Annotated in this window: 10 protein-coding genes; 1 reads left to right on the top strand and 9 read right to left on the bottom strand. The window is 74.1% G+C overall.

The genetic code is table 11. The features are described from left to right. Positions 1 to 2: 2 nt before the first annotated feature. From dpgD to QWJ13_RS33965, 7 genes are all read right to left on the bottom strand, one after another. Positions 3 to 842: an enoyl-CoA-hydratase DpgD gene (gene dpgD, locus QWJ13_RS33990; RefSeq protein ID WP_316529580.1), complete on the bottom strand. Its 840-nt coding sequence runs from the start codon at positions 840 to 842 to the stop codon at positions 3 to 5. Further along, a complete protein-coding gene (locus QWJ13_RS34465; RefSeq protein ID WP_432277661.1) occupies positions 749 to 1165 on the bottom strand; it encodes a DUF6300 family protein in 417 nt (138 codons plus the stop codon). The genes dpgD and QWJ13_RS34465 overlap by 94 nt, the downstream gene beginning before the upstream one ends. 48 nt (positions 1166 to 1213) lie before the next feature. Further along, complete coding sequence (locus tag QWJ13_RS33985; RefSeq protein WP_316529578.1) at positions 1214 to 2239, bottom strand: hypothetical protein; 1026 nt, start codon at positions 2237 to 2239, stop codon at positions 1214 to 1216. A gap of 1 nt (position 2240) precedes the next feature. Next, positions 2241 to 3695, bottom strand: a complete 1455-nt coding sequence (locus QWJ13_RS33980; protein ID WP_316529576.1) for a phenylacetate--CoA ligase family protein — start codon at positions 3693 to 3695, stop codon at positions 2241 to 2243. A 320-nt stretch (positions 3696 to 4015) separates the two neighbouring features. Beyond that, on the bottom strand, positions 4016 to 5026 hold the full coding sequence (locus QWJ13_RS33975) for a 3-oxoacyl-ACP synthase III family protein (protein WP_316529574.1): 1011 nt from the start codon (positions 5024 to 5026) through the stop codon (positions 4016 to 4018). A 10-nt stretch (positions 5027 to 5036) separates the two neighbouring features. Then, on the bottom strand, positions 5037 to 5252 hold the full coding sequence (locus tag QWJ13_RS33970; protein ID WP_316529572.1) for a hypothetical protein: 216 nt from the start codon (positions 5250 to 5252) through the stop codon (positions 5037 to 5039). Between the two features lie 72 nt (positions 5253 to 5324). Beyond that, on the bottom strand, positions 5325 to 6860 hold the full coding sequence (locus QWJ13_RS33965) for an alkaline phosphatase family protein (protein WP_316529570.1): 1536 nt from the start codon (positions 6858 to 6860) through the stop codon (positions 5325 to 5327). Between the two features lie 386 nt (positions 6861 to 7246). Between QWJ13_RS33965 and QWJ13_RS33960 the strand changes: the two genes are divergently transcribed. Continuing rightward, entirely contained in the window at positions 7247 to 8212 is a 966-nt protein-coding gene (locus QWJ13_RS33960; protein ID WP_432277660.1) for a helix-turn-helix domain-containing protein, read from the top strand. 301 nt (positions 8213 to 8513) lie between these two features. On the opposite strand, the gene QWJ13_RS33955 is transcribed toward QWJ13_RS33960, so the two are convergent. Beyond that, positions 8514 to 9434, bottom strand: a complete 921-nt coding sequence (locus QWJ13_RS33955; protein WP_316529567.1) for a DUF4232 domain-containing protein — start codon at positions 9432 to 9434, stop codon at positions 8514 to 8516. A 101-nt stretch (positions 9435 to 9535) separates the two neighbouring features. After that, a complete protein-coding gene (locus tag QWJ13_RS33950) occupies positions 9536 to 11149 on the bottom strand; it encodes a DUF2079 domain-containing protein (protein ID WP_316529565.1) in 1614 nt (537 codons plus the stop codon). Between the last annotated feature and the right edge of the window lies 1 nt (position 11150).

Below are 11150 nucleotides of genomic sequence, written 5' to 3'. Positions count from 1 at the left end.
TTTCAGCGTCCGCGCCACACCGGGTCGCGCCGGTCCGCGAAGGCCCGCGGCCCCTCCCTGGCGTCCTGGCTGGCGCGGCGCACCTGCTCCCACCGGTAGCGGGTGGTGAACGCCTGTTCCAGCGGCAGGTCCAGGGAGCGCATCACGGCCTCCTTCAGGGCGCGCTGCGACAGCGGCGCGCAGCGCAGCAGGTCGGCCGTCCACCGTTGGACGCAGGCGTCCAGTTCCCCGTCCGGGACGACCTCGTTGACCAGGCCGAAGGCCAGCGCCTGGTGCGCGCTCATCCGGCGCCCGGTCAGCAGGTAGCCCATCGCGGCCTTGAGCGGGATCTGCCGGGCCAGGCGGAAGGCGCCGCCCGCGCCGGGGACCAGGCCCAGGGTGGCTTCGGGCAGGGCGAAGACGGCGCTGTGCGCGGCGATCACCAGGTCGCAGGCGAGGACCAGCTCGAAGCCGCCGCCCAGCGCGTAGCCGCGGACCTGGGCGAGGACGGGTTTGGTGAGGTGGAAGCGCTCGGTCAGGCGGGGTGAGCCGGGCAGGCCGCGGGAGCCGAAGGTGGTCGCCTCGGCGCCCTCGGCGTCGAGGCGGGCCCGTTCCTTGAGGTCCTGTCCGACGCAGAAGGCGCGCTCGCCCGCGCCGGTGAGCACGACCAGGCGCACCCGGTCGTCGCGTTCGACCTCGTCCCAGACGGCGCCGAGTTCCGCGTGCATCCGCTGGTCCATCGCGTTGAGCACGTGGGGGCGGTTCAGGGTCACCCGGGCGATGTGCCCGGTGCGCTCGTAGAGCACGCTGCGGCGGGTGGGGGGCTCCTCGTCCGCGGGGTCCTCGGGGTCCTCGGGGTCCACGCGCACGAGGCTACCGGCGCGCGGGGGCTTCGGCCCGGCGGGTCACGGTTCGCCGTCGCGCCATCGGGCCGCTTCCTCGGCCAGGTGTGCCGGGTCGGGGGTGCGGTGGCGGATGGCGTGCACCCACGGGCGGGTGAGTGCGGCGAGGTCGGCGGGAGGGGGGCGAGCAGGGCGGCGGCCGCCGGGTCCCCGTCGTCGCAGGCCTGGCACAGGGCGCTCTTCGGGAAGCCGGTGACCTGCCGCCCGGCCCGGTTGGGCCAGGAGTGCGGGTAGCGGTGTCCACCCTGTTCTCCCTGCTGTGGCCCTGGTCTGGTGCGGGTGATGGTGCCAGGGCGGGGCGTCCATGATCAACTCGGTTGCCGGCCGGCCTGTCAGAGCAGCCGGGCGGTCGTGGGGGTGGCGGCGCCGTTTCGGCGGGCGTCGCGGCGGGCTTGGCCGGGGGTGGGGCCGATGCCCAGGACGCGGCCGTCGGCGAGGGCGAGCCAGGTGCCCGGGAGCGCGTCCTCGGGGGCGGGGGCGGCCAGAGCGGCGGCGGGTTCGGTGTGGCGGGGTGCGGGCAGCGGAAGGGGGTGGCCTGTGCGCCACTGGGCGGTGCTCCGCTCGCCGCCGGAGCGGCGCCGCCAGTACAGGTGCTGGGCGACGATCAGCGGGCCGAGCGCGGTGAGCAGCGGGAATCCGGTGGTGAGCCGGCCGGCGGCGAAGCAGGCGCTGACGGCGCTGGTGGTCGCCAGGCCGGTGAGGGCGGCGGTCACGGCGGCGGTGCGGCCGTGGGCCTTGGCGGCGACCAGCGGGTACAGGGTGAGGAGCAGCAGGTCGCCGAGGCCGACGGCGACGGGGTGGGGGCCGCCGGTGAGGGCGAGCAGGGGGGCGAAGGGGCGGTCCTGGACCTGGGTGAAGAAGCGGGCGGTGGTGTCGGTGAGGGTGGTGGCGGCCAGGTCGTAGGCGGTGAGGGCGGCGGCCAGGGCGGCGGTGTGGGTGGAGCGCAGGCCGCTCTGGGTCCACAGGTTGGCGACGCCGACGACGGCGGTGGCGATCATCAGGTCGCTGCCGGTGCGGGCGGCGCCGGGGTGGCCGGTGAGGGCGGCGAGGGTGGTGGCGGCGGTCGCGGCCAGGGCGGCGGCCCAGGACCGGGGGCCGGTGAGCAGCGGGGCGAGGGTGAACTGGACGGCCAGGCAGCAGACGAGGCCGAAGAGGGCGGATACGGCGGCGCCGGGCAGGGCGGTGTAGAGGAGGGGGGCGAGGACGACGCCGGTGCACAGGGCGGCGACGTCGCCGGCGGTGTAGACGCCGACCGGGGGGCGGGGCATCCGGATGCGGGCGAGGTAGCAGGCGGCGAGGGCGATCACGGTGGCGACGGCGGCGCTGAGCGCGGCGAGGGTGGCGGGGGCGGGGGTCATGTCAGCGCCTCCCGGAGGTCTCGAAGGTGTGTTCGCGTAGGTCGGCGCGCAGGGGTGTGGTGGGCGGCATGGCGGCGCGGTCCTCGTACAGCGCGATGTCGGCCAGGCGCAGGCCGGCGGTGTGGGCGCGTTCTTCCAGGCGGGCGCGCAGGGCGGTGGCGGGCAGGCGGTCGACCAGCAGGTGCAGGCGGGCGGGGCCTTCGGGGCCGTCGGGGCCTTCGGTGAGGGCGTGTCGGGCGGGCAGGGGGACGTGGGGTTCGGCTTCGACGAGGTCGAGGATCTCGCGGGTGGTGACGGTGGCGCTGAGCGGGCCGTTCCAGCGGCCGAGGATCTCGGAGGTGGCGGGCAGGTGGGCGAGTTCGCAGGTGGGCGGCTCGGCGGGCAGGCGGACCAGGTCGCCGGTGGCGTAGCGCAGCAGCAGGGTGCAGTCGCGGTAGGGCACGTACGGGGTGTGCACGATGGTGCCGGTGGCGCCGGGGGCGGTGGGCTGCCAGGTGAGCGGGTCGAGGACTTCGAGGTGGCCGAACTCGGGGGTGTGGTGGAGGTGGCCGTGGGCGCAGGGGGTGGCGCCCGCGGGCAGGATCTCGGTCATCAGGTAGGCGGAGGTGGCGGCGGCGCCGAAGGCGGCCTCGGCGCGGCGGCGCAGCGGGGCGGAGAGGACTTCACCGCCGACGCTGATCGAGGTGAGGCCGAAGTCGCCGGGTTGCCAGTGGTGGTGTTCGGCTTCCTGGACGAGGGCGGCCAGGTAGGAGGCGGAGGTGGTCAGGTGGGTGATCTGGGGGTCCTTGCCGGGCAGTCCGAGGGGGGCGGCGAGGCGGTCGAGGGCCACGGCGGGGGTGAGGGTGCCGAACTGGACGAAGCCGGCGCCGGCGCGGGTGGCCGATTCCTCGGCGTTGACCAGGGGCAGGGTGGCGCGGGAGCAGCCGGCGTAGGCGACGGTGTGGCGTGGGCGCAGGCCCAGGCCGAGGACGGCGGAGATGGTGCTGAAGGCGATGGCGCATTCGAGTTCGGCGCGGGAGAACCAGACGGCGGTGGGGGTGCCGCTGGTGCCGGTGGTGAGGGCCATCAGGGCGGGGGTGGCGGTGTCCGAGACGAAGGCGGCGGGCAGGGCGCGCAGTGCCTGTTTGGGGGTGACGGGGATGCGGGGCCAGTCTTCGGGTTCCAACTGGGTGGGGTCGAGGTCGAGTTGGTCGAACTGGCGGCGGTAGTGGGCGGTGTGGCGGGCCGCGGTGGTGGCGGTGGCGCGCAGGCTGCGGCGGGCCACCTCGCGGCGCACTGTGGGGTCGACGGGTGCGGAGCGGCCGGGCAGCAGGGCGGAGTCCTCGCCGGGTTCGCCGAATTCGGCGATGGTGGCGACCAGGTCGCGGGCGAGGCGTTCCAGGTCCTTCGGGCGGATCCGACGGTTCGTCAGGATCGCCGCCGCGTAGCGTAGTTGGCTCAGTGCGGTCGCGAACAAGCATTCCCCCAGGCCAGGGTCGGACGGTTGGGCCACCCGGCCCCGGCCGGGGTCTACCGGGTCAGCGGGCCGGTCAGACCATGTGGAGGAACATCGCGGCGGTCAGGGTGCTGAAGGCGTACTTGAGGTAGTGCTTGACCATGTCGGTTCTCCCTCGTACGGGCAGGCGGCCGGCCGCCCTGGCCGGGCGCAGCAGCGGATGCCCGCGGCCGGGCGCTGGTCGGCGGGCAACGGCAGTATAGGGACGGTCCCCTGGCTCGCAACAGCCTATGTACAGTGCCAACCTTCCGTTTGTTCACCGTAGTTGATGGGCGGCGCGCTCAGCATTCGAGGAGGGTGCAGGCCCAGTGCATGCCGCGGCCCATGCCGGCCAGGGCGATCAGGTCGCCCGGGGTGAAGTGGCCCGCGGCGCGGTGGTGGTGGAGGTCGAGGAGGTGGTCGGCGGCGCCGAAGTGGCCGCGTTCCAGGGAGATGTCGAGGTTGGTGCGCTCCACGGGGACGCCGAGGCGGTCGGCGAGTTTCGTCAGGGTGGCGCGGTTGTCGTTGAGCAGCACGACCCTGGACAGGTCGTGGGGGGAGGCGCCGATGCGTGTGCAGGCGCGGGCGATCACCTCGTGCACGCGCTCGCTCATCAGGGCGACGAGTTCCTGGAAGCGTTCGGTGTCGTAGTCGAAGAATTCCATCAGGCCCCAGGCGTCGCGGGCCGGTGCGGGGGCCGGGCCGCCGCGGAAGGGGTCGGCGGCCCCGCCCTGGTCCATCCGGAACAGGTCCGCGTAGCGGCCGTCGCTGATCGTCTCGCTGGCCCGCCAGCGCAGTTCCCGGTGGCCGCGCCGGGCGACGGCGGCGCCGGCGCCGTCGGAGAACAGCAGCGCGTTGGTGTGCATCCGGTTCCAGTAGGCGTCGCAGGTGCGGTTCGCGCCGACGATCAGGGCCCGCCGGTAGTCGGGGTGGGTGGCGAAGCGGCCGGCGAGCAGGTCGAAGCAGGTGACCCCGCCGGCGCAGCCCTGGGTGAGCAGGACGGCTTCGGCGCGGTGGGCGCCCAGGCGGGCCTGGAGGCTCGCGGCGGCGTCCCAGTACAGGTACTCGGGGATGTCGGTGATCGCGAGGACGATCAGGTCCAGGTCCGCGGCCTCGGTGCCGGCTTCGGCCAGGGCGGCGCGGGCGGCGTCCGCGGCCAGGTCGGTGAGCCCGACGTCGGGCGGGGCGCGGTGGATGGCGCGGTAGCCGTACGCCTGGATGCGTTCGGTGTCCTCGGTGTACTGCGGGGCCGCGTCCGCGACGGCCAGCGGCTCTCCGAGCGCGGATCCGAAGGACACCAGTCCGTAGTCCACGGGATCGAAGCTACCCGCCGGCGCGGCCCCTGTCGCATCGGGGCGGCAGGGGCCCGCGGGCGTTCGCGGCCAGGTCGGTGAGCCCGACGTCGGGCGGGGCGCGGTGGATGGCGCGGTAGCCGTACGCCTGGATGCGTTCGGTGTCCTCGGTGTACTGCGGGGCCGCGTCCGCGACGGCCAGCGGCTCTCCGAGCGCGGATCCGAAGGACACCAGTCCGTAGTCCACGGGATCGAAGCTACCCGCCGGCGCGGCCCCTGTCGCATCGGGGCGGCAGGGGCCCGCGGGCGTTCGCGGGGGTCAGGAGGTGGTGAAGGCGACCTGGTCGACGGTCCAGAAGGCGCTGTTGGTGCCGGTGTAGCGGAACTGGAAGCGGGCGGTGGCGGCGCCGGCGGGGATGGCGAGGGGGAGGTTCTCGACGGTGTTGAGGTTGGCGCGGTAGGACTTGACCAGCTGCGGGGCGCCGTTGTCGAAGACGACGTAGAGGTCGCCGGTCTGCGGGCCGTCGATCTTGTAGTTCGTGGCGAAGGACAGCACGCCGCGGGCGGCGCCGGAGACGGGGTAGGCGGGGCTGATGAGGGTGGAGTCGAACTGGCCGGCGCCGTGCGCCTTGTCGTCCCACTCGTCGGAGTCGGCGACGGCGAAGACGCCCCGGGCGCGCACGTTGGTCTCGCGGGACTGGTTCAGCTCGGCGGCGGTCCAGAACTCGTCGGTGGCGAAGGTCCAGCCGCGCCACTCGGTGACACCGCCGCTGGGCATCTTGGAGTTGTCGATGCTCCAGCCGGCCGGCGGGGTGTGGGTCCAGCCCTTGACGGTGGCGGGGATGCCGCTCTCGTCGACGCGGCTCTGCAGGCTCGGGCGCAGCGCGTCGAAGGCGTCGGGGGTGATCTCGTCGATGGGGCGGCCGTCGAGCTGCCAGGCGGGGTCGATGGGCGCGCCCTCGTGCTTGAGGACGGTGGGGGCGATGTCGACCGGCTTGACGTCGTAGCGGCGCGAGCCGGGGGTGTAGCCGGCGCCGCCGGCGATCAGGAAGGTCTGACGCTCGTTGGCGCTGTTGCCGCCGTGGCCGCCGGCGTCGGTGTGGCCGTGGTCGGTGGTGACGATGACCAGCCAGTCCTCCGACGCGTACGTGGGGCGGGACTTGACGGCCGTCAGGACCTGGCCGACCAGGGCGTCGGCGCTGTGCAGGGCGGCCAGGTAGTCGGCGGAGGCGCCGCCGTGGTTGTGGCCGGCCTCGTCGACCTGGTCGAAGTGCAGGAAGGTGGTGTCGGGGTTGCCGTGGGCGAGGTAGTCGACGGCGTCGGCGGCGGTCTTGGTGTCGTTCTCGCTCTCCTGGAGGCGCAGGTCGGCGCGGCCGTTGAAGACGTTGCCGGCGATGGGGTTCCAGGAGCCGATCACCAGGGTGGAGTTGGCCGGGTCGGCGCTCTCCAGGCGGGTGGCGAAGTCGGGGTAGAGGTCGAAGCGCGAGCCGGTGAAGGCGTTGTCCTTGACCTGGTGCTTGTCGGGCCACACGCCGGTGGCGATGGTCGACCAGCCGGGGCCGGAGAGGGTGGGGGCCAGCGGGTTGGCGTAGAGGTTGCCGGTGGCGGTCATGCCGCCGGCCATCAGGGCCTTGAGGTTGGGGGCGTCGGCGGTGAGCAGCTTGTCGTAGCGGGTGCCGTCGACGCCGATGACCAGGGTCTTGGCCTGCTTGGTGCCGTTGGGCAGGCCCTGGTACGGGCCGTCGGCGGCGGCCGTGGCCGTGGCGGGGGAAGCGGTGGCGGACAGCGGGATCAGCGCGGCCACGGTGGCGGCGACGGTGGCCGCGGCGAGGGCGGTGGAACGGGAGGTGCGCAACAGGGGGCTCCCCGACTTCTCGTCAGTGCGGTGCGGTTGCACCGGGAGTGAGGATGGGTCAGGCGGGCGAGGGTGACCGCTCACCGAGTCCACGGTTGTATGAACAACTGTCGAAATAAGGGGTTCGGGTACGCCCGGTGGCCGCGGGCGGGTTGAGCGGGATATGCGGCGGTGTTGCGACGGCGCGCCGGCGAAGGGCGGGCGAACCCCGGGGCCGGGCGCGGGAGGCCGGAGCGGACCTTGTAGGTTTCGGTGGTCACCGGCCGCGAGGGAGCGGTGACGCCGGGTGGGGAGGGAGGGCTCCAGCCGGGCGGGAAGGGGAAGGACCCCGGAAGGAAGGGCGGACAGTGGCCACGAGCACGGAGAGCGTGTTCCGCAGCGAGGGCATGCCCGGGAAGGAACGGTTCGACTACTGGCGGGAGCTGGTCGGCCGCACCCGGGACAGCGAGGTGACCAGCGCCCACGCCCACGACTTCCGGGCCGAGATGCGCCGACTGGAACTGGGCCCGGTGACCCTCCTGCGCACCTCCTTCCCACCCACCCGCTTCCAGCGCACCGCCCGCCGGGTGCGCCGCTGCGACCGCGGGGTCTTCCACCTGACCCTGCTGCTCGACGGCGGCTTCGCCCTGACCCGCGACACCGAGCGCACCGAGACCTTCGCCGCCGGCAACCTCCACATGCTCGACAGCTCGCACCCCTTCGACCTGCGGGCCTTCAGCACCCGCGCCCAGACCCCCGAGGACCAGCGGATCGAAGCCGTGGGCATCGACTTCCCCGCCGCCCTGCTGCCGCTGCCCGCCCACCGGGTGCACCAGCTGCTCGGCCGCGGCTTCCCCACCCGCGAGGGCACCTGCGCGCTGCTCTCGGATTTCCTCCTGGGCCTCGACCGGCAGGCCGGCGCGCTGAGCCCCGCCGAGACCCCCCGCCTGGGCGGCGTCGTGGTCGACCTGGTCGCCGCCTGGCTCGCCCGGGAACTGGACGCCGAGGCCGCCGTCCCCGACGACACCCGCCAGCGCGCCATGGTCGAGCACGTCCGGGCCCACATCGGCCGCAACCTGGGCGACCCCGACCTGTCCCCCACCACGATCGCCGCCGCCCACCACATCTCCGTCAGCTACCTGCACCGCCTGTTCACCCGGCACACCGACGGCGAGACCGTCGCCGCCTTCATCCGCCGGCGCCGCCTGGAGAAGGCCCACCGCGAACTGGCCGACCCCGCGCTGCGCGCCCTGCCCGTCCACGCCGTCGCCACCCGCTGCGGCCTGCCCCGGCCCGCCGAGTTCAGCCGGGCCTTCAAGGCCGCCTACGGGCTCTCGCCCCGCGAGCACCGCCACCGGGCCCTGACGGGGTAGCGAGTAGCCGTACGGGCGGCTGTACGGGCGGCCGTACGGGCGCGAAAACCCCGCACCGTGAGCACCCGGCGCGCACGAGCGGGCGGGAAAGCCGAACCCGTGCACGCGATGCCAAGAACTGTCCACTCAGCGCCAACACGGCGCGGTGGCGCCCTGGCATCCTCCCTAGGGGACACCGCACTGCGGAACACCACGCTCCGCTTTCGCGCACGGCCGGTCCGGGCCCGCGCGAAGCAGCGGAGACGGGCCGGCGGCCCGGCACGCCACGGGGGAGCGTGCCGGGCCGGCGGCCTTTCGCGTGTCAGTCGACGCCCTCCCGCACCCAGGCGCCGACGCCCAGGCGTCCGGTGGTGCCGAGGTCCAGCTCCGGGGTGACCATCACCGGCGCCGCGTCGGGGGTGGCGCGCACCCGGACGTAGGGGGCGCTGACCGGGGTGCCGGCCTCGGTGGTGTTGCGCCACACCAGGGTCGCCCGGGCCCCCTCCCCCGGGTTCAGCACGATCTTCTGCGGCGGGTCGTCGGCGCCGGTGCCGGCGGCGATCTCGGCGCCGCCCCGCAGGATGCGCACCCCGTCGACGGGCTGGTGGTCGAAGCCGAGCGGCTGCGCCCGCGGGTAGCCGTCCAGGGTGACGGCCGCGGTGCCGCAGTTGCGCAGGTGCAGGCCGACCGCCCGCAGGCCCATCGCGGCGCTGCCCTCGTCGGCGTACAGCCGCAGACCGGAGGCCGGACAGGGGCCGCCGGTGCCGGGCGCCTCGGCGGTGGGCACCGAGCGGACCTGGACGAGCCTGGGCTGCGGGCCGCCGCCGGGCCGGTCGGCCGCGGCCGGGTGGAAGTCCAGGCGCCCCTGCCGGGTGGCGCCGGGTTCGAGCGCGGTGACGGCCTCGGACACGTTCTCCGACCCGGCCCCCACCGCCGAGGGGACGCCGAACACCGCGGTGACGTCGTACGGTTCGAGGTTCGGATTGGCCACCCGGTACGCGACGCAGTCGGGGCCGATCCCGGTGATCTCCACCCCGCCCTGGGCGAACTTCGTCGGCTGCGGCAGGCCGGGCGCGCTCGGCGGCGGCGTGCCGCACGGCCCGGGGCCGCCGGAGGCCGCCGGGGCGGGGTGGAGATCACCGGGGGCCGAGGGCGCGGCGGAGCCGCAGCCCGCCAACAGCAGGGCGGCCACGGCGATATGACATGACGTCAGCACAGGGCGGGACATGGAGGACTGGCGCATCCGGTGATGCGATCACGCCCACCCGCCGTACGGCAGTGAGCTGCGCCACTTCGCGTGCAACAGGCCTGCCACGGTCCGCGGCGACGCCCACGCCGCACCCGTCAGCCGCGGAACAGGTTGTGCCCCACATCGGACGGGACCTTGTCCTGAACCGGTGTGCTGCCCGGGCCCGGCACGTGTTCTCCGGGGACGGGGTCGGTGCCTTCCCGATGGAGGAGGACCACTCCGTCCTCGGCCCAGATCTGCCGGTACCCGTGGTTCAGTAGGAGCTGAATGCGGCCTGCCTGCTGCTTGTCCGTGGCGAAGGGGAATGACCGCTTGTCGGACCTCGTGAGCACGTACTCACGTCCTCGCGGAGTTTCGTCCACCAGCACCACGTCGGCCCTCGCGGTCAGTCGCGGCGCGATCTGGTTGTCCGCCTCGACCCCCGCGCCGTCGGGGATGAGCGCGGCTGCCCGTACCAGGGCGGCCTCGCTCGGCTTGGGTTGCCAGTAGGCGGGCACGACGAGGTTCACCAGCCCGATCGGTACGGCGGTGACCAGCATGCAGCCTGCCGTTGCCAGGCCCAGTGCGCGGGCACGTCGGGCGGTCTTCTCGTCGGCGCTCAGCCTGCCCAGTACCTCGATGGTGGCCGTCAGCATGATCGGCCAGAGCATGGAGTCGTAGTGGCGGGCGATCGACCAGTGGTTGGGGTTGCTGGAGAGGATCCGCTCGGCCAGGAGCGGAAGGGCGCACAGCACGGTTGCCGACCGCAGTGGCAGCAGGAGCATCGTGCCGAAGAGCCAGAGCAGCAGCAGCGGCTTGAGCGGCTGGTCGAACGCCGCCTGCACCAGCAGCAGCGGGTCGTGCAGCAGGTTACGGAGCGCGCCACCGGCGTCGGGGCCGAGCGAGCCGTAGTTCCAGTAGTAGCCCGGCTCGCCTCCCATCCCGGGGATGAGCCATGTGACCGTCACCGCCGAGGCGAGCGGGCCGCCCAGGAGCAGGCCCGTCCCGGTGAGGCGACCGGCACGGTCCTTCGAGCCGCGGGCCCGTAGGAGCAGGACCAGGCCGTACGCCCCGACCATGAGGCCCAGGTCTTCCTTGGTGCAGCAGAGCAGGACGGCGGCGAGCACCACCGTGCCGTACTTCCGCGCGAGGCCGCGCTCCAGCATCAGCAGGGTCAGCGGGACCGCGAAGGCGACCTCGTGGAACCCGACCCGGGAGGCGACGAGCAGCGGCCAGCCGAGCGCGTAGACCAGTCCGGCCAGGTCGCCGGCACGGCGCGCCGTCCTGTGCTCGGCGTGGGCGAAACAGTAGGCGGTGATCCGCCGGATCAGGGGTACGCCGGCCGCGAAGAGCAGGGCTTGGCCGATGATCAGCGAGCGCGGGTCGTCCCAGATCCAGTACAGCGGCGCGAGCAGGGCCAGGACCGGGGAGAAGTGGTCGCCCAGCAGGGAGAAGCCGGGTGGGAACTCGTGGTGGTAGCTCTTCAGAGAAGACACGGGCAGCCCGAGGTGGGCGTACCCGCGCACGCCTTGGTCGAAGATGCCGAGATCGAATCCGCCGAGCGAGACGGATGTCCAGCCCTGCGTACCGATGGCGAGCATGACGGCGAAGCAGAGGACGCTCAGCAGCGCGGTGCGCCGGGCCGGCGTGAGGGCGACGGTCGAGGACCGTTCACGCGTGCCGGGCGTGTCGGCGAGCGGCGGCAACGCCGGTTCGGCCTGAGTGGTCATG

The sequence above is a fragment of the Kitasatospora brasiliensis genome, from assembly GCF_032654805.1.
GTDB lineage: Bacteria > Actinomycetota > Actinomycetes > Streptomycetales > Streptomycetaceae > Kitasatospora > Kitasatospora brasiliensis.
The sequence above is the reverse complement of the archived record's forward strand: the minus strand, read 5'-3'. Positions and strand labels throughout refer to the sequence as shown.